The following is an 18,127-nucleotide window of genomic DNA, read 5'->3' as shown; positions in this document are numbered from 1 at the left end:
TGCTCGCCCGGCGCACGAGCGTGCCGACCACCGGTCACGCGTCGACGCGGGCCCGGCGCGTGGCGATCAGCTGCACGACGACCGCTGCGGCCATGAGGGCCGCCATGACCGACCCCATCGCCAGCGCGGTGCCCCCGAGCGCACCGGCGAGCGGTGTCCCGAGCCCGCCGAGGCCGAAGGTCAAGCCACCCTGGAGCGCCGCTGCGGTCCCCGGGTGTGCCGCCCCGACGTGCTGCGTCCGTGTCATGGCGGCGGGGAGCACGAAGCCCCACGCCCCGGTCACCACGGCGAGCGAACACCACACCGGGACCGGCCCGAGACCGAGCAGCGCCGACGTGAGGACCCCCAGCGCGCCGAGTGTCCCGACCGCCAGACCGAAGGAGAGCAACCCGTCCTCGGACCACCGCCCGACGACCCGCCGGAACACCAGCGTCGTCACGATCATCATCGAGGCGTTCGTGGCGAAGACGAGCGTGTACAGGCCCTCGCTGAACCCGTACTGGGTCTGGAACACGAACGAGCTGGTGGCGATGTACGCGAAGAACCCGATCGTCGACAGCACCCCGGTGAGCACGTAGGCGCGGAACCGTCCGATCGCCAGGAGCTGCCGGATCCGGTCCCGGTTCGCGGAGAACCCGACGCCGCCGCGACGCTCTCGCGGCAGGGTCTCGTGGAACCGCAGGACGACGAACACGAAGAACACCACTCCGAGCGCCGCGAGCACCACGAACATCAGGCGCCAGCTCGCGACCGCCAGCACGGCTCCCCCGGCCAGCGGCGCGACCACGGGGCCGATCGCGTTGATGGCCGCGAGGGTGCCGAACACCTTCGCCATCCGCGGTCCGTCCGTCACGTCGGACACCATCGCCCGTCCTGCAACCGCACCGGCTGCCCCCGCGAGTCCCTGGAGCACGCGCGCGATGACGAGTGTCACGGCGTCCGGGGCGAGTGCGCAGCCGACCGACGCGAGGGCGAACACGGCGGTGCCGACGAGCATCAGCGGCCGACGTCCGATCCCGTCGCTCACCGGGCCCGCGAGCAGCTGCCCGACGGCGAACGCGACGAGGAACGCCGTCAACGAGAGCTGTACGGCTCCGGGGGTCGTCGCGAGGTCACGGGCGATCGCCGGGAGCGCGGGGATGTACATGTCCGTGGCGAACGGCGACACCCCGACGATGAGGGCGAGCGGCACGATCGGCGGCAGCGCTCCCCGCTGGGTGGTCGTTAGTTCCGCGCCGCGCTCCCTCGTCACCCGGCCCACGCTACGCCGCCTCGAATCGATTCGACACGGAGATCGGCTGACGAAACGCGCGCGTTTCGACACCGCACGCGTAGTTCGACGGGCGGGACGTCGGAACGCGCGCGTCCCGTGCACCAGCCACGGCCTGGAGGACCGGTGCCGGACCGCCGGGCGCGCCCCGGGCCTCCAGGCGGTCGCGTTGCGCCGGGGGCGCGACGCTCGGTGCGCGGACGGTTGCACGCGCAACCAGCGACGCGGTCGCTGTCGTTCGACAGCGGCGCGGTCGTTCGACAACGACGGGCGGGCACCGCGCGCCGGACACGACGAAACACGCGTCGATCGACGGGTGGGACGTCGGAACGCGCGCGTTTCGTGCACCAGCCACGGCCTGGAGGACCGGTGCCGGCTCGCCGGACGCGCCCCGGGCCTCCAGGCGGTCGCGTTGCGCCGGGGGCGCGCCAAGCCCACGAAACGCGCGCGTTTCATCGGGGGGCGGGGGGGGGCGTGGGATCGCGGCATCGAGGAGTGGGACGTGACGCGCGCCGAGCACGACGAAACGCGCGTCGTTCGACGGGTGGGACGTCGGAACGCGCGCGTTTCGTGGGCCAGAAGCCGGGTCAGCCGGTGTTCTGCAGGCCGGCAGCGATGCCGTTCACGGTCAGCAGGAGCAGGCGGTGGTCGCCGTCCGTCGGGTCGGTGCTGCCGCTCGTCCGGATGGACCGGAGCGCCCGGAGCTGCAGGTGCGAGAGCGCGTCCACGTACGGGCTGCGGAGTCGGACGGCGCGGGCGAGGACGGGGCGGTCCTCGAGGACGTCCGCGCCGCCGGAGATCCGCAACACCCAGGCCCGGGTGCGGCGCATCTCGTCGAGCACGCGTGCGGCGAGGTCGTCGCGGTCCGCCAGCTCGAGGTACCGGCCGGCGATGTACTCGTCGGTCTTCGCGAGCGACATCTCGACGTTCTTGATCATCGCGCCGAAGAGGGGCCACTCGGCGGCGGCACGGCGGAGCACGTCGACGTCCCCGACTGCCTCGAGCGCCGAACCGAGGCCGTACCAGCCGGCGAGGTTGATCCGCGCCTGCGTCCACGAGAACACCCACGGGATGGCGCGGAGGTCCTCGAGGGACTCGACCGACAGCCCGCGACGGGCCGGCCGCGACCCGAGGGGCAGCAGGCCGATCTCCTCCATCGGGGTGACCCGGGCGAACCACGGAGCGAACCCGTCGGCCTTGACCAGGTCGTAGAACGCCTGGCGCGACACGTCGTCGAGCTGCTGCGCGAGGTCGGCGAACTCGGTGGCCGCCGCGGCCGTGCGCTGCTCGTTCGACGGCGAGGACGCGAACAGCGTGGCCGACGCCATCTGCTCGAGGTGCCGCGCGGCGATGTCTTGATCGCCGTACTGGGCGAAGATGACCTCGCCCTGCTCGGTGAGCTTGAGCCGTCCGTCGATCGACCCCGGCGGCTGCGCGAGGACGGCCTCGTTCGCCGGTCCGCCCCCACGCCCGAGCGATCCACCACGGCCGTGGAACAGCGTCAGCTCGACGTCGTTCGCCGTGGCCCAGTCGGCGATGCGGGCCTGTGCGTCGTACAGCGCCAGGTTCGCGGACACCGGACCGACGTCCTTCGACGAGTCCGAGTAGCCGAGCATGACCTCGAGCCGACGCCCGGTCGCTGCGAGTCGACGCTGGAACGGCTCGGTGCGGACGGCCTCGTCGAGGATGTCGACGCTGGCGTGCAGGTCGGCGAAGGTCTCGAACAGCGGGATGACGTCGAGCACCGGGGCCGCCTCGGCCGACCCGAGTGCGGCGACCGCGAGCTCGTGGACGTTCGCCAGGTCCGCAGCGGACTGCGTGAAGGACACGATGTACCGGTGTGCGGCACGGACGCCGAAGCGGGCCTGGAGGTCGGCGATGGTCCGGAAGACCGACAGGACCTCCTGGGTCGTGTCGCTCAGTGCGCCGCCCGCGCGGATCTCGGCGAGGGCGGTGCGGTGCACCTGCGAGTGCTGCCGGACCTCGAGCTCGGCGAGGTGGAACCCGAACGTCTCGACCTGCCACACGAGGTTCTGGAGCTCGCCGTTCGCCGGTCGGACGGCACCGGCCGCCACGAGCGACGCCTGGATCGTGCGCAGGTCGGCGAGGAGCTCCTCGGGACTCGCGTAGGCGGTGCGGTCGTCACGGCGACGCGTCGCACGGATGCGGGCGGCCACGAACAGCAGCGCCCGACGGTGCGTCTCGTTCGGCGCGCGGACCCCGATCCGTTCGGCGACGGCGGGGTCGAGGCGCTCCTGCTCGGCGACGAGGGCGGTGAGTCCGGCGTCGGCCGGGGTCTCGCTCGCGTCGAGGGTGAGGGCGCTGCCGATGCGGGTCGCGGCACGGGCGAGGCCGAGCAGGATGTGCTCGGACGCGATCTCGGCGGCCTGCCGGGTGACGTCGGCGGTCACGTGCGGGTTGCCGTCGCGGTCGCCGCCGATCCAGGTGCCGAAGCGCACGAACGCCGGGGCGACCACCGGGGCGCGGCCCGCGTCGTCGCCCTGCAGCCGGTCGTCGAGCAGGCGGTACACCTGCGGGACGATCTCGAAGAGCGTCTGGTCGAACACGCTCATGGCCGTGCGGACCTCGTCGAGCGGGGTCGGCCGGGTGGTCCGGAGCGGCGAGGTCCGGAGGAGTGTGGTGATCTCCTCGAGGAGGCGTCGCTCGTTCTCGGCGCGGGCGGTGGCGTTCCGCGCGCGGTCGCGCTCGTCGATGAGGTCGGTGATGCGTCGGACGGCGGTGGTGACGGCGCGGCGACGGGCCTCGGTCGGGTGCGCGGTGAGGACCGGGTGGAAGCGGAGCCCCTCGAGCCGTGCCGCCGCCTCGTCGGCGCCGACCTGCTCGACGAGCGAACCGTACGTCGCCGGGAACGAGTCGCCGGGGAGACCGCCGTCGTCGCCGCGCTGCCGGAGCACGCGCACGCGATGGTGCTCCTCGGCGAGGTTCGTGAGGTGGAAGTACGTGGTGAACGCCTGTGCGACGGCCTCGGCCCGCTCGGCGGACATGCCCGCGACGAGTTCCTCGGCCCGCGCTGCCCCGTCGGTGCCGGAGCCCTCGTAGGCCTCGATCACCGCGGCACGCAGGGTCTCCACGTCGCGCAGCAGGTCGTCGCCGCCGACCTCGCGTAGCACCCGCCCGAGCAGGTTGCCGAGGTAGCGGACGTCGGCGCGGAGGTCGCTGTCGACCGCTCCGCTCACGTCGTCCCTGGCGCGTCCGTGACGCGTCTGGCCGTCGATCGCCGTCATGTCGTCCTTTCCGGGTCTGCCGGGGACGAGCCCCGGTATCCCAGCAGCGTATCGGGCCGCCGGGACGGGTGACGACAACCGTCCGGACGGACCAGCAGCAGCGACGACGGCGTCAGGACGGACCAGCAGGAGCGACGACGGCATCCGGACGGACCAACAGCAGCGACGACGGCATCCGCCACCGCGGCGGCGCGGAGCAGGCAGCATGAGCACCGGGACCGCGGCACGCGGCAGGAGCACCCCTGCAATCGCCGTGCGCCGCGGTCCCGGCGGGTCGGTGGCGCGGGTCAGCCGTGGACGACTCGCGGAGCGGACGCGGGCGTCCGGAGCGCCTCGAGCTCGGCGAGGAGCCGCCGGTCGAGGGCGTGGGCGGTCTCGACCTCTGCGATCACCCGTTCCTGCTCGTCGGCGTCCCACGGCGCCCGGTCGAGCTGCTCGCGGTAGGTGTCACCGAACGCCGCCGGGTCCGCGACCTGCTCGCAGATCCAGAACAGCACGCCGTTCGTCTCGAAACCGAAGCGGTCGCTCAGCACTGTGCCGATCGCCCGACCGCCGGACAGGTCGCCGAGGTAGCGCGTGTAGTGGTGCGCGACGAAGCCGCCCGGCCAGGTGGCGGCGACCTCGTTGAGCCGTCGGACGTACGCGGTCGTCGCCGGCAGCGGGCACACCAGCTCGGGCCAGTCCGGCCCGATGAGGTACTCGAGGTCGGCACGGATCGCGGGCATCCGGGTGAGCTGCGGCGTCACGAACGGCGCCACGACGGGGTGGTCCGCCATCCGCTCGGCAGCGCGCTCGAGGGCGTCGTACACGAAGGCGTACTGGCCGAGGAGGTCCGCGTGGTCCGCCACGTCGCACGTCCCCGCGGCGAGGTCGTGCAGCAGGCCGTCCCCCGTCGCGGAACCGACGGCACGCCGGGTGCGGCGGCGCAGCAGCTCCGAGAACGGCGTGACGGTGGTGTCCATGAGGTAAGGCTAACCTCACCTCCTGGAGAGTCAAGCACCACGCACGCGCAACCGAGAGGAGACTCGTCCCCGATGAGTCCCAAGCCGAACCGCCCCCAGCACGTCTTCGTCGTCGACCGCACCGAGCGGCTGAGCCCCCACATGGTCCGGGTGCACCTCGGCGGCCCCGCCTTCGCCGACTTCGTGTCCGGCGCCGACCCCGCCCGGATCGCCGCGACCGACCGCTACGTCAAGCTCCTGCTCGCGAGGCCGGGGCTCGGGCTGGAGCCGCCGTACGACCTCGACGAGCTCCGCGCCGCGCTGCCGAAGGAGGACCGCCCCGCCCGCCGCACCTACACGGTGCGGAGCATCGACCACGCTGCGGGCACCATCGCGATCGACTTCGTGGTGCACGGCGACGACGGCCTCGCCGGGCCCTGGGCGGCCGCGGCGCGACCCGGCGACCGGCTCGCGCTGTCCGGCCCGGGCGGCGGCTACGCGCCGTCCACCGACACGTCGGTCACGCACGTGCTCCTCGGCGACGACAGCGCGCTGCCCGCCATCGGGTCCGCCCTGGAGGCACTGCCCGACGCCGCCACGGGCGTCGCCCTGGTCGAGGTGGCCGGTCCGGCCGACGAGCAGCCGATCGCCCACCCGGCGGGTGTCGACCTGCGGTGGCTGCACCGCGACGCCACCGGCGCCGAGCCGGGCACCCTGCTGCTGGAGGCGGCGCGTTCGCTGCCCCGTCCCTCCCGGCCGGTGCAGGTCTTCGCGCACGGCGAGCGGACCGCGGTGAAGGCGATCCGTCGGCTGCTGCAGGACGACTGGGGGCTCGAGAAGTCCGAGCTGTCGCTGTCGGCGTACTGGGCGCTCGGGCGGGCGGAGGACCGGTTCCAGGAGGAGAAGCGGGAGCCGATCGGCGTGATCTTCGAGGAGTGACAGGGTGCGCCGCGGACGAGCACGACCCGAGGACGTAGCGTCGGCGCCGTGAAGGTGCTGCTGCTCGAGGACGACGTGGAGCTCGGCGCCGCGGTGGTCGACGGCCTGCGCGACGAGGGGTTCGTCGTCGACCACGTGGGGACGCTCCGGGACGCGGACCTCCAGCGTTCCGTGACCCACTACGACTGCCTCGTGCTCGACCGCATGGTCCCCGACGGTGACGCCGTGGCCCTCGTCGACGCGCTGCGACGGGCCGGGGACACCACGCCGACGCTGCTGCTCACCGCGCGGGACCGGGTGTCCGACCGGGTCGCCGGGTTCGAGCACGGCGCGGACGACTACCTCGTCAAGCCGTTCGCGTTCGCGGAGCTGACCGCGCGGATCCGGGCACTCGGGCGTCGGGCGGCGGACCCGGCTCCCCCGGTGCTCCGGGTCGGGGACCTCGAGCTCGACACCGCCCGGCACGAGGTCCACCGCGGCGGAGAGCCGGTGTCGCTCACGGCGAAGGAGTTCACGGTGCTCGAGGTGCTGCTGACCGCGGCCGGGCGGGTGGTCGGCCGGACGGAGCTGCTCGAGCGTGGGTGGGACGAGATGAGCGCGCCGGGCTCGAACGTGGTGGACGTCCTCGTCGGGCAGCTCCGACGCCGGCTCGGGAGCCCGGACCCGATCGAGACCGTCCGGGGTGTCGGCTACCGGGTGACGGGGTGAGCCGGGACCGACGCCGGTCGGACCCGGCACGCCGGCGCATCGCCCGCATCCGGTGGACGACGACGCTCGTGTTCGCCGCCGCGACGGCCGCGTGCCTCGGGGTGCTCGTGGGCGCGGCGCTCCGGATCGACCTCGCGTCGCGCGGCGAGGCGACCGACACCGACCTCCGGCAGCGCGCCGAGACGCTCGCGGACCTCGTCACGTTCGGCGACGACCAGGCGCTCAACCTCGGACCGGTGCAGCAGAGCCACGCCGCCGAGTCCGTGCCGGTGTACGGGTTCGTGACGGACCGGGCGATCGCGTACGCGCAACCCGGGCAGGACGCGCTGCCGTCGGACGGTGTGCTGCGGCGAGCGCTCGCAGACGCCCGGCGAGCCGACGGGCAGGTCGTGACGTTCGTCGCGCCGGAGGCCTCGGCTCCCGACGGCCCCGAGCTGCACTGGGCGGCGGCGACGATCACGGACTTCGGGACCTACGTGGACGGCGGGTACACGGGTGGGATCGCCGTCGCGGGCAAGCCGGTGGCCGCCGCGGTCGGGCACACCCAGCTCCGCACCGGGTTGTTGCTCGCGGCCGGCGCGCTGACGCTCGTGGCCGCGGCGTTCGCGCACGTCGTCGCGGGGATCGCGGTGCGTCCGGCTGTGCGGGGGTTGGAGGCGCAGGAGCAGTTCCTGGTGGAGGCAGCGCACGAGCTCCGCACCCCGCTCGCGACGCTGCGGGTGCTGGCCGAGCGTCGGGCGCCGCCGGAGCAGACCGTGCGGCAGGTGGACCGGCTCGTGGCGCTGACCGAGCGGTTGCTGCTCCGGGCGCGTTCGGCGGGTCCGGCAGTGGTGTCGACGGTGCCGGTGCGGCTCGACCAGGTCGTGGAACGCGCCCTGATCGCCCACGTCGAGGCGGCAGGTCCCGGTGCCGCCGTCGACGCCGACATCGAGCTGCGGACCGAGCCGACGGTGGTGGACGCGGACCCGGAGCTGGTCGAGCGGATCGTGGAGAACCTGCTCGCCAACGCGGAGCGCCACGGGGCTGCGCCGGTCGCGGTCCGGGTCGGGGACGGTGCGCTGCGGGTCGCCGACCGTGGCCCGGGCGTCCCGGCACGGGACCGTCGGCGGGCCCTGCGTCCGGGGGCGACCGGCGGGCTCGGGACGGGGACCGGGTTGGCGATCGTGCAGTGGGCGGCGCGGGCGCAGCGGGCCGAGCTGTCCCTGTTGCCCACCGCCCCGGAGGACGCCGAGCACCCCGGGCTGACCGTGGTCGTGCGGTTCCGGCAGGGTCACGCCCGCGCCTCATCGAAACCTCATGCTCGCGGGCGGAGCGTGGACGCAGGCAGACAGGAAGGAACCTGAGATGACCACCACGACGTGGAAGAGCGCGGCGTTCGCGGGGGCTGCGGGGATCATCGCCCTCGTCGCCCTCGCCGGGTGTGCGAGCGGCGGCGCTGTACAGGCAGAACCGACCACGGGGAGCACGCACAGCGCTGCCGGCGCGGCGTCCGCGACCGAGGCGAGCAGCGCCTCCAGTCCGGCGACCGCGTCGTCGGCGAGCGACGCCGACGGGACGTCGTCGGAGGCCGGGTCGCTCCGTTCGGGTGCGTGCACGGCGACGCACCTGCACGGGTCGGTGACGACCGCGGCTGGCGGCGGGAGTGCCGGGCACCAGGCGTACGAGATCGTCTTCCGGAACACGGGCTCGTCGCCGTGCACCCTGCAGGGCTGGCCGGGGGTGTCCTTCGTGGGGAAGGGCAACGGGACGCAGCTCGGCGCGCCGGCGACGTTCGACCGGTCGAGTGCGCACGGGACGGTGACGATCGCGGCCGGGAGCACGGCGCACGCGACGCTGCTCGTGGCGCAGGCGCGGAACTACGAGGACTGCGGGATCACGACGGCGGACGGGTTCCGGGTGTACCCGCCGGGGTCGAAGCAGTCGTTGTTCGTGGACGCGGGGCAGCTGGAGCTGTCGGCGTGCACGGCGTCGGGTGTGGAGCAGTTGCAGGTGCAGGCGGTGCAGCCGGGGGCGTGAGCGGTCGCTCCGCGTCGGTCAGGCCGGGTCCGTTCCGGTCTGACCGACGATGGTGCGCAGGGCGGTCCAGTCGGGCGTCGAGGCGTCGGTGTCGACGTCGGCGCGTGCGCCGTCGTGCGCGGCGGCGCGCGCGGCTTCGCGGAGGGCGGCGCGCGCTTCGGCGCGTGCGGCTTCCTGGAGTGCGGCGCGGGCTTCGTCGTGCAGAGCAGCGGCCTGGAGGACCGTGGCCGGGCCGAGCGGGCCGGCCAACGCGGCGAGGGCGCGGGCTGCGGCCGCGTCGGTCGCGGACCCGGACCGGTGGTGCGTGGTCCCGGTGCGACGGTCCTCGACGGCCATCCAGAGTTCGAGCGTGCTCCTGACGACGCCGAGGACGAGGTGCAGGCCGATCAGGTCGGCGCCGCGGCCGAACCGCGTGGCCGCGAGGGCGAGGTCGAAGCGCACGGCGTTGTCCGGCGACGGCTCCGGCAGCCGCACCGTCCCGCCCCGGACCGCGGCGTCGACCCGCCGACCGTCGGCGAGGACGAGCCGCAGGCGTTGCACGGTGGGGTCCGTACGGTCCCGGGTGTCCTGCCACGCCCAGGGCGTCCCGTCGAAGAGCTGCCCGGCGTCCGCGTCGCTGGTGAGGTCGAGCTCGACGTCGAGGTCGCTCCACCGGTCGAGGTGATCGGGCGTCGTGACGGACCCGTAGGGGCGGACGTCTCTGACCGTCGGGGCGGCGGTGCGGAGCCGTTCGAGGAGGTCGAGCTGCCAGTGCATGCCCGAACCCTACGAGGGTCGGGAGCGTCTCGGTCGCGGGCCGGGGACGCTGTGTCGTCGGCTCGTGTGAGACTCGCCGGGTGACGAGTTGCTGTGCACCCGGGTGCGACTCCCCCGCGACGGACGCTGCCGCTGCGGTGCCGCTCTGCGGCGTGCACCACGAGGCCGTGATCGACGAGGCCGTGCTCGACGCGGCCGGGGTCGAGGACGTCCTGCCCGGCCCGTGCCTGCTCTGTGGATCGCGGGTCGGCGTCCGCTACCCGAGCGGTGCCGTGTGCGCCGTCTGCGAGTGGCGCTGGGGCGACGTGCCCGACGGCGACCTCGCTCCCCCACGGGTCGACGTCGTGTACTACCTGCGGATGCGGGACGCCTCGGGCGACCGCATCAAGATCGGGACGACCGCGAACCCCCGGCAGCGGCTCGCGGCGATCGCGCACCAGGACCTCCTCACGTTCGAGCGCGGCGACCGCACGGTCGAACGTCGACGGCACGCACAGTTCGCCGCGACGCGCTACCCGGGCACCGAGTGGTTCCGGACGACTCCGGAGCTGCTCGCCCACGTCGACGTGGTCGCTGCCGGCGTCGGGGACCCGTGGCAGCTCCTGGCCCGGTGGCGGAGCGAGGCGCTGGCGCTGCGGGGCTGATCGACATCTGCGGTCAACCGCTCAGGTCTGTCGACGCGATCGGTTCGAGCCGCATCGCGCCGCCGACCTCGCGGTACCGGACGAGGGCGAGGCACGCTCCTCGGAGGTCGCCGAGCGGCACGTCGCGCGCCGAGTCGACGAACGCGGCGACATGCGATTCCGGCGCGGCTGCGCGGTGCACCGTCAGGGAGACGTGGGCGGTGTCGCGGATGAACGCCGGCGTGGGCGGTTCTCCGCCGTGCAGGGCGGCACCGACCTCGCGCATCCGTCGCCGGACGGCGAGCAGCCGGTCGTCGGCGAAGCCCTGTGCGAACACGCCAGCAGCCGAACCGCCGAGGCCGCGGAAGGACACCTGTGGCATCCCTCCACGGAGCGCTTCTCCGGCCGCCACCCAGTAGGCGTCGACGAGTACGGGGTCCACCTCGTCGCGGTACGGCTCGAGGCTGGTGACGGTCATGTGCAGATCGGACGGAGCGACCACGGTCTGTGGGCCGGCCATCCGGTCGGCGAGCGCATCCGTCGCCTCGACGAGTCGTGCGTGCAGCTCCGCACCCGGGAGCACGACGAGGCTGAGCCCCCAGCGGGCATCGCCGTCCACGGGCGGGCGGTCGATCACGAGGTCCCCCGTCTCGTACGAGGAACGCGCACGGGCCCACAACGCGTCGTACCTCGACAGGTACTCGTGCACGGTCATGCGCTCAGCACACCACACCCGTCTCCCGACACGGTACGGTGCGGACGTGTCGACGTCGCCGCTGCCGTTCTCCCCGCTCCCGGTCGTGACCGGCGCGATGCACTACACCCACGGGCCGTCGTCGAGACGGGCGGAGGGCGTGCCGCGAGGTCGGGTCGTGCAGTTCGACCTCACCGACAGCACGGTGTACCCCGGGACGACCAGGACCGTCCGCGTGTTCGTGCCCGCCCAGTACGACGGCTCGGAGCCGGCCGCGCTCATGGTCTTCCAGGACGGTCGGCTGTACCTCGACGATGCCGAGGACATGCGTGCCGGGACCGTCCTCGAGAACCTCGTGCACGAGGGCTCGATGCCCGTCACCGTCGGGGTCTTCGTCGATCCGGGCCAGCCGACGAACCGCAACGCCGAGTACGACCCTGCCGACGACCGCTACGTCACGTTCCTGCTGGACGAGGTACTGCCCGCCGTCGAGCAGCGAACCGGTGTCCGGTTCACCGACGACCCCGCGCGGCGCGCGATCTGCGGCGGTTCGAGCGGCGGCAACTGTGCGTTCACCGCTGCCTGGCACCGACCGGACGCATTCGGTCTCGTGCTCGGCTTCGTGTCCAGCTTCGCCCAGATCCCCGGAGGCGACCCGTACCCCGCACTCATCCGTTCGGCCGAGGACAAGCCGATCCGGGTCTTCCTGGAGGCGAACCGCTTCGACCTGCGACACGACCAGCGGGAACGGAACTGGTACAGCGAGAACCTGCTGGTCGCCGCCGCCCTCGCCGAACGCGGGTACGACCACCGACTCGTCCTCGGCGACGGCGGTCACAGCCCGAACCACGGCGGGGTGGTCCTGCCTGACGCGCTGCGGTGGCTCTGGCGCTGACCCCGGCTCAGCGGGCGTAGGCGTCGACGAACAACGGCCCGCGCAGGTCCCGCAGGGTGTCCACGAGCTGCTCGATCGTCCGCTTGGAGATGCCGGACACCTGCAGGTCGTACGGTCCGAGCGCCGGGAGCCGACCGGTCCGGATGCGGACGACCTCCCACCCGACGGCGCGGACGGCACGGTCCTTCCGCCGGTCGGTCTCCTGCCGTGGCCCGACGTGCTCGAGACCGTGGCGCCCGGTGGAGTCGTACTCGATCGCCACACGGAGCTCCGGCAGCACGATGTCCGGCCAGGCCTCGACGTGGTCGAAGAACGGCCGGTCGAGGCGGATCGCGTTCCGGTCGAAGGTGAAGTCGAAGCGGCCGGAGAGGGCCGCACGGAGCTCGGCCTCGACCGCGGAGGCCGTCGCGGGAGCGCAGACGCTCGTGAACGCCTCACCCGAGGGGACGCGCGGGGTCTTCGGGCAGATCGTGCGCGGTACCGACGGCCGCCGCTCGCCCGTCCGCCGCGCGCCGCTGCGGTCGGGTCGGTTCCGCGACGTCGCGACCGCTCCGGCCGGGACACCCCGAGCAGGTGCGGCGGGCAGGGTCTGCCGGCCGGTCAGCCGCACGACCCGCTGGGGTGCGGGGACGGCCGCCGGCCAGTCGGCGGGCAGGGCGGGCCACCGCTGCGGCTGTGCCTGCACGGCGCACTCGGGGCACCAGACCGACCGGCGTCGCTCACGGCCCGGCCGTCCGCGCTGCTCGGCGGGGGTGGCGACGAAGACGTGTCCGACGTCGCACTCCCACGTGAGCAGGACCTCGGCCGCCGGCGGGACCTGGGTCAGGACGACGCCGTGGTTCCACTCGGGGTGGTACTGCCGGACGAGCACCGGGTAGGACTCCCACGCGGCGCGGAACTCGCCGACGGCGTACGGCACCGCGACGCCACGCGACCACTGTCGGCGGCGCCACCACGCGTCCACGGGTTCGACCACGTCGCCACGGTAGGAGCGACCGCCGACAACCGGTCCTGCACAGCGAGCGCCGGAGCGCGGGCCGTCCACAGTCCGTTCGGCTCCCTGGCGACCGATGCGCACCCGTGCCAGGGTCGAGAGCGTGTACACCGACATCACCGGCCCCGAGCTCCTCACCCACCGCGGGAGCGCCGTCGAACCCGCCGACTTCGACGCCTTCTGGGCGGACACCCTCGCATCCGCACGGCAGCACCCGAGCGCCGTCGAGCTGTCCCGGGTCGACACGGGCCTGTCGACGCTCGACACGTACGACGTGTCGTTCGCCGGCTGGGACGGACAGCGCGTCCGTGGCTGGCTGACGGTGCCGGCGGGCACCTCGGCCGACGCGCCGCTTCCGGCGGTGGTCGAGTACATCGGGTACGGCGGCGGGCGGGGACTCGCGACCGAGCGCCTGCTGTGGGCGTCCGCCGGGTACGCGCACCTCGTGATGGACACGCGTGGCCAGGGTTCGGGGTGGTCCGTGGGCGACACCCCGGACCCGGACGGCAGCGGACCGGCAGCCCCCGGCGTGATGACCCGGGGCATCGAGTCCCGCGAGACCTACTACTACCGGCGGCTCACGGTCGACGCGGTCCGCGCCGTGGACGCCGTCCGGTCGATCGACCTCGTCGACCCCGAGCGGGTCGCGGTCCTCGGCGTCAGCCAGGGCGGTGGCCTTGCGATCGCGGTCGCCGGGCTCGTCGAGGGGCTGGCCGGGGTGTTCCCGCGGGTGCCGTTCCTGTGCGACTTCCCCCGCGCCTCGGTGATCACCGACGCCGACCCCTACCGTGAGATCGCCCGCTACCTGACGGTGCACCGGGATCGTCGTGACCAGGTGTTCGGCACCCTCGCGTACTTCGACGGAGCGCTGCACGCGGCACGCGCGACGGCTCCGGCGTGGTTCTCCACGGCGCTGATGGACCCGATCTGTCCGCCGTCCACGGTGTACGCGGCCTACAACGCCTACGCCGGCCCGAAGGAGATCACGGTGTGGCAGTACAACGGCCACGAGGGCGGCGGCGCACACGAGGACACGGCGACGCTCCCGCGGCTCGCGAGCGTGCTCCGCGGCTAGGACCGTGGCCGCGCCGCTCAGCGCCCGAGTGCGTTCCGGGCGTACGCGACGAGGGCCTTGGCGTGACCGTGCCCGAGGCCGTGCTCCTCCTTGAGCCAGGACACGACCTCCATGTGCTGGTGGTCGTCGAGCCGGTCGGCCACCAGGTCCAGCCACTCCTGCACGGGGCGGCTGTACTTCGCCTCGATGCTCGGGAAGTACGACTGCGGCCCCGTCGCCTTCGTACCGACGGCGGGCGGCTCGGGGGCGGTCACTCGGTGTCCGGTCATGCGCTCACGGTAGCGCTGCACACGGCGTCACAGAAGCCCCGCACAGCGCCGGAGTGCGTCACTCGACGTCACGATCGGACCCCCGTGTGACGGTGTGTTCCGTCGCGTGCCGGACTGTTTCGACCACCGTTGTCGAGGTGCGATGAGGCCTCCTACGGTCGCCGCATGACCGACACCACCGAGGTCCCGCGACGGGACGCGACCCGCGTCCACGACGCGACGCCGACCGCGGACGCGACCCGCGTCCACGACGCGACGCCGAGCGCGGACGCGACCGGCGAGCACGACGCGACCCGCGTCCACGACGCGGCGGGCACTGCGGACGCGCACCGCGCCTCCAGGCCGGAACGCAGCGACGACGCGACGGACGACACGCAGCGTCCAGCGGACGACGCCCTCACCGCCGCCGGTCGCGCAGCACTCGACCGTCCCGTCGTCCCGCTCCGCCACCCGGTCCGCTGGATCGCCGCCGCCCTCGTCCTCGTCGTGCTCCTCAACTTCGTCGAGACGCTCTTCACGAACGAGCAGTGGGGCTGGCCCGCGGTCGGGAAGTGGCTGTTCAGCCCGGCGATCCTCACGGGTCTGCAGCTGACGCTCGTCGCGACGGCGCTGAGCGCGGTGATCAGCTTCGCGGGCGGTGTCGTCGTCGCCGTCGCCCGGCTGTCGCGGAATCCGGTGCTGTCCGGCCTCGCGTGGGGGTACGTGTGGCTGTTCCGGTCGGTGCCGCTCATCCTCGTGCTCGTGTTCCTCTACAACCTCGGTTCGCTGTACCCGACGATCGGCATCGGCATCCCGTTCGGCCCGCAGTGGGAGGTCCCGACCGCGAACGTCCTCGGTGACCTCGCGATCGGGGTGATCGGCCTCAGCCTCAGCGAGATCGCGTACGCGTCGGAGATCGTCCGCGCCGGGGTGCTCGCCGTCGACCACGGGCAGCTCGAGGCCGCGCAGGCCCTCGGTCTCTCGCGCCGCCGGCAGTTCGTCCGGGTGGTGCTGCCCCAGGCACTCCGCTCGATCGTGCCGGCGTTCGTGAACCAGATCGTCGGGCTGCTCAAGGCCTCGTCGCTGCTGTTCTACGTGTCGCTGCTCGACCTGTTCGGCGTGGTCCAGAACCTGTCGAGCACCTACCCGACCGACATCATCCCGCTCCTCGTGGTCGCGACGATCTGGTACCTCGCGTTGACGAGCGCCGTGTCGGTCGCCCAGTACTACGTGGAGCGCTGGACGTCACGCGGCTCCGCACGGGCGCTCCCGCCGACGCCGTTCCAGCGGCTGCGTGCCGCGGTGCGGCGGGGCCGGCCTGGAGGCACGGATCACCGTGCGCAGGCCGCCTCGGCCCGGCGCGTGGTCACGTCCGGAGACAACGACGGGAAGGTCATCTCGTGAGCGCGTCCATCGCCGTCACCGGCGCCGTGAAGTCCTTCGGCGACCTGCGGGTCATCGACGGCATCGACCTGTCGCTCGCCGCCGGCAGCGTCACGGCCGTCCTCGGGCCGTCGGGCTCCGGGAAGTCCACGCTCCTCCGGGCGATCAACCACCTCGAACCGCTCGACCGGGGCGTCGTCACGATCGGCGGGGAGACCGTCGGCGTTCGCCTCCGGACCGGTCGCGACGGCTCGGCACGCTACCGGGAGCTCCCCGAGCGGCAGATCCGGCGCCAGCGGTCGCGGATCGGGTTCGTGTTCCAGCGGTTCGAACTGTTCCCGCACCTGACCGCGCTGGAGAACGTCGCGGAGGGGCCGATCGCCGCCGGGGTGCCCCGCGCGACGGCGCTCGCGCGTGCGCGGGAGCTGTTGGACCGTGTCGGCCTCGGCGACCGCGGGGACGCTCGACCCAGGCAGCTCTCCGGTGGCCAGCAGCAGCGCGTCGCGATCGCCCGGGCGCTCGCCCTCGAGCCGTCGGTCGTGCTCCTCGACGAGCCGACCTCCGCGCTCGACCCGGAGCTCGTCGGCGAGGTGCTCGGCGTGATCCGATCGCTGGCCGACTCCGGGACGACCCTCGTGATCGTCACCCACGAGGTCGCCTTCGCCCGCGAGGTCGCCGACCACGTCGTCTTCCTCGACCACGGACGGGTCGTCGAAGAGGGGCCGCCCGCCCAGGTCATCGACGCCCCGCAGCACCCGCGGACCCGCGACTTCCTCGCCCGCGTGCGCTGACCCGGTCCTCCCCGTTCCGCGCTGACCGCCCTGTCCCGCGCTGTCCGCCCTGTCCCGCGCTGACCCCACTCGTCCCGCACTGCCCCGACCCGACCCCAGGAGAACCATGTCCACCACCACGCTCCCCCGCTGGCCGCACCGCGTCGGCGCCCTCGTCCTCGCCGCCGGCGTCGTCGCCGCCCTCGCGGGCTGCTCCGCGAACGCCTCGGCAGACACGTCGAACGCCGACGGCACCGTGACGATCGGCGCCCATGCGAACGGCGCGGCCACCGAGACGAAGCTCACCGTCCAGGAGGACACGAAGCTCCACGACGAGCTCCCGGCAGCGGTCAAGCAGTCCGGCAAGCTGACCATCGGCGTCGGTGCACTGCCGTCCGGGTTCCCACCCCTCGCGTTCACGGGCGACGACCAGAAGACGCTGACCGGCTCCGAGCCGGACCTCGGCCGTCTGGTCGCCGCAAAGCTCGGACTCGAGGCCGACGTGCAGAACGCCACGTGGGACAACCTCTTCGTCGGCATCGACAGCGGCAAGTACGACGCCGGCTTCTCGAACATCACCGTCACCGAGCAGCGCAAGGAGAAGTACGACTTCGCCTCCTACCGCCGCGACGAGCTCGCGTTCCAGGTGCTCGCGTCGACGGCCTGGAAGTTCGACGGCGACCCGTCCGTGCTCGCCGGCAAGACCCTGTCGGTCAGCTCCGGGACGAACCAGGAGAAGATCCTGCTCGAGTGGCAGCAGGAGCTCCAGGCGAAGGGGAAGGAGTTCACGATCAAGTACTACCCGGACGGCAACGCGATCAAGCTCGCGCTCGACTCGGGGAAGATCGACGGCTACTTCGGTCCGAACCCGACCATCGCGTACCAGAACACCCAGAGCAAGGGCTCCGCGAAGCCGACCACGACCGCGGGCACGTACTCCGGAGCCGGCTCGACCCTGCAGGGGCTCATCGCGGCGACCACGAAGAAGGGCAGCGGCATCGCGAAGCCCGTGGCCGCGGCGATCGACGAGCTCATCGAGGACGGCACCTACGCGAAGTGGCTCAAGGCGTACAACCTGTCGAACGAGTCGGTGAAGACCTCCGAGGTCAACCCCGAGGGGCTCCCGCTCGACAACAGCTGACCCGCTCGGCGTCACCGCGCCCCCGTCGCCGATCGGTGACGGGGGCGTCGACGCGCGCCGCGGGCGTTGACGTGTGCCACGGACCGCGCGAGCATCGGCCGCATGAGCCTGCTCATCAGCTGCCCGCGATCGCCCCGGACCAGTTCGTCATGCTGAGCTCCCGCGCCGCGTACGCGAGCGTCGGCGGCACCGAGGACCTCGTCGGCGGGCCGGACACGCCGTCGAAGGTCACCGTGTCGTTCGACCTCGCCAGCCGCGAGGCCGTCGACGACCTCGTCGAACGTGCCCGGGCCGCCGGAGGTCGGATCGGCGACACCGACGAGTACCCGTTCATGTACCAGCGCCAGTTCGACGACCTGGACGGGTACCACTGGTCGCCGTTCTGGATGCACCCCGCCGACGAGCCCGCCTGACTCCCGGGCGGGCGCG

General features: G+C 73.3%; 17 protein-coding genes and 1 pseudogene. 11 read left to right on the top strand and 7 right to left on the bottom strand.

Features of this window, described 5'->3' with window-relative positions; translation table 11 throughout:
- Positions 1 to 34: 34 nt before the first annotated feature.
- The 3 genes from ACRQ4C_RS08190 to ACRQ4C_RS08180 form a co-directional block, all read right to left on the bottom strand.
- Positions 35 to 1,252 (bottom strand): multidrug effflux MFS transporter, encoded by a 1,218-nt coding sequence (locus ACRQ4C_RS08190; protein ID WP_439690790.1) that lies wholly within the window; start codon positions 1,250 to 1,252, stop codon positions 35 to 37.
- Between the two features lie 605 nt (positions 1,253 to 1,857).
- Positions 1,858 to 4,515, bottom strand: coding sequence for a phosphoenolpyruvate carboxylase (locus ACRQ4C_RS08185; RefSeq protein ID WP_439690789.1), 2,658 nt, complete (start codon positions 4,513 to 4,515; stop codon positions 1,858 to 1,860).
- 287 nt (positions 4,516 to 4,802) lie between these two features.
- A complete protein-coding gene (locus ACRQ4C_RS08180) occupies positions 4,803 to 5,477 on the bottom strand; it encodes a heme oxygenase (biliverdin-producing) (protein WP_290131921.1) in 675 nt (224 codons plus the stop codon).
- Between the two features lie 72 nt (positions 5,478 to 5,549).
- Between ACRQ4C_RS08180 and ACRQ4C_RS08175 the strand changes: the two genes are divergently transcribed.
- Genes ACRQ4C_RS08175 through ACRQ4C_RS08160 form a run of 4 tightly spaced genes read left to right on the top strand, consistent with a single transcriptional unit; the run spans position 5,550 to position 9,119 of the window.
- Complete coding sequence (locus tag ACRQ4C_RS08175; RefSeq protein WP_439690788.1) at positions 5,550 to 6,395, top strand: siderophore-interacting protein; 846 nt, start codon at positions 5,550 to 5,552, stop codon at positions 6,393 to 6,395.
- A 48-nt stretch (positions 6,396 to 6,443) separates the two neighbouring features.
- Positions 6,444 to 7,103 carry a winged helix-turn-helix domain-containing protein gene (locus ACRQ4C_RS08170; protein WP_290131923.1) on the top strand — a complete coding sequence of 220 codons (660 nt, stop codon included), beginning with the start codon at positions 6,444 to 6,446 and terminating at the stop codon, positions 7,101 to 7,103.
- Entirely contained in the window at positions 7,100 to 8,446 is a 1,347-nt protein-coding gene (locus tag ACRQ4C_RS08165) for a sensor histidine kinase (RefSeq protein ID WP_439690787.1), read from the top strand. Before ACRQ4C_RS08170 ends, ACRQ4C_RS08165 begins: the two co-directional genes overlap by 4 nt.
- 1 nt (position 8,447) lies before the next feature.
- Positions 8,448 to 9,119 (top strand): DUF4232 domain-containing protein, encoded by a 672-nt coding sequence (locus ACRQ4C_RS08160; RefSeq protein WP_439690786.1) that lies wholly within the window; start codon positions 8,448 to 8,450, stop codon positions 9,117 to 9,119.
- Positions 9,120 to 9,137: 18 nt separating this feature from the next.
- On the opposite strand, the gene ACRQ4C_RS08155 is transcribed toward ACRQ4C_RS08160, so the two are convergent.
- Positions 9,138 to 9,875: a hypothetical protein gene (locus ACRQ4C_RS08155; RefSeq protein WP_439690785.1), complete on the bottom strand. Its 738-nt coding sequence runs from the start codon at positions 9,873 to 9,875 to the stop codon at positions 9,138 to 9,140.
- 80 nt (positions 9,876 to 9,955) lie between these two features.
- Between ACRQ4C_RS08155 and ACRQ4C_RS08150 the strand changes: the two genes are divergently transcribed.
- A complete protein-coding gene (locus tag ACRQ4C_RS08150) occupies positions 9,956 to 10,519 on the top strand; it encodes a GIY-YIG nuclease family protein (RefSeq protein WP_439690784.1) in 564 nt (187 codons plus the stop codon).
- Positions 10,520 to 10,532: 13 nt separating this feature from the next.
- Here ACRQ4C_RS08150 and ACRQ4C_RS08145 read toward each other — a convergent pair whose 3' ends face one another.
- Entirely contained in the window at positions 10,533 to 11,213 is a 681-nt protein-coding gene (locus ACRQ4C_RS08145) for a 2'-5' RNA ligase family protein (RefSeq protein WP_439690783.1), read from the bottom strand.
- Positions 11,214 to 11,259: 46 nt separating this feature from the next.
- Between ACRQ4C_RS08145 and ACRQ4C_RS08140 the strand changes: the two genes are divergently transcribed.
- Positions 11,260 to 12,087, top strand: coding sequence for an alpha/beta hydrolase (locus tag ACRQ4C_RS08140; RefSeq protein WP_439690782.1), 828 nt, complete (start codon positions 11,260 to 11,262; stop codon positions 12,085 to 12,087).
- Between the two features lie 7 nt (positions 12,088 to 12,094).
- Here the strand turns inward: ACRQ4C_RS08140 and ACRQ4C_RS08135 are convergent, their stop codons facing one another.
- Positions 12,095 to 13,063 carry a hypothetical protein gene (locus tag ACRQ4C_RS08135; RefSeq protein ID WP_439690781.1) on the bottom strand — a complete coding sequence of 323 codons (969 nt, stop codon included), beginning with the start codon at positions 13,061 to 13,063 and terminating at the stop codon, positions 12,095 to 12,097.
- Between the two features lie 121 nt (positions 13,064 to 13,184).
- Here ACRQ4C_RS08135 and ACRQ4C_RS08130 point away from each other — a divergent pair, with 121 nt between their 5' ends.
- The gene (locus ACRQ4C_RS08130) at positions 13,185 to 14,156 is read left to right on the top strand and encodes an acetylxylan esterase (protein ID WP_439690780.1); all 972 of its coding nucleotides are present in this window, start codon (positions 13,185 to 13,187) and stop codon (positions 14,154 to 14,156) included.
- A 17-nt stretch (positions 14,157 to 14,173) separates the two neighbouring features.
- On the opposite strand, the gene ACRQ4C_RS08125 is transcribed toward ACRQ4C_RS08130, so the two are convergent.
- Positions 14,174 to 14,425, bottom strand: a complete 252-nt coding sequence (locus tag ACRQ4C_RS08125; protein ID WP_439690779.1) for a DUF4287 domain-containing protein — start codon at positions 14,423 to 14,425, stop codon at positions 14,174 to 14,176.
- 165 nt (positions 14,426 to 14,590) lie between these two features.
- Here ACRQ4C_RS08125 and ACRQ4C_RS08120 point away from each other — a divergent pair, with 165 nt between their 5' ends.
- The 4 genes and pseudogenes from ACRQ4C_RS08120 to ACRQ4C_RS08105 form a co-directional block, all read left to right on the top strand.
- On the top strand, positions 14,591 to 15,808 hold the full coding sequence (locus ACRQ4C_RS08120; RefSeq protein ID WP_439690778.1) for an amino acid ABC transporter permease: 1,218 nt from the start codon (positions 14,591 to 14,593) through the stop codon (positions 15,806 to 15,808).
- Positions 15,805 to 16,578, top strand: coding sequence for an amino acid ABC transporter ATP-binding protein (locus tag ACRQ4C_RS08115; protein WP_439690777.1), 774 nt, complete (start codon positions 15,805 to 15,807; stop codon positions 16,576 to 16,578). Before ACRQ4C_RS08120 ends, ACRQ4C_RS08115 begins: the two co-directional genes overlap by 4 nt.
- Positions 16,579 to 16,684: 106 nt before the next feature.
- Positions 16,685 to 17,698, top strand: coding sequence for a transporter substrate-binding domain-containing protein (locus tag ACRQ4C_RS08110; RefSeq protein ID WP_439690776.1), 1,014 nt, complete (start codon positions 16,685 to 16,687; stop codon positions 17,696 to 17,698).
- A 125-nt stretch (positions 17,699 to 17,823) separates the two neighbouring features.
- Positions 17,824 to 18,111: pseudogene (locus ACRQ4C_RS08105) on the top strand (VOC family protein); the annotation flags it as partial.
- Between the last annotated feature and the right edge of the window lie 16 nt (positions 18,112 to 18,127).

Source organism: Curtobacterium sp. SP.BCp (assembly GCF_051903255.1).
Lineage (GTDB): Bacteria > Actinomycetota > Actinomycetes > Actinomycetales > Microbacteriaceae > Curtobacterium.
Note: the sequence above shows the minus strand (reverse complement) of the source record. Positions and strands in the feature narration are given on the sequence as shown.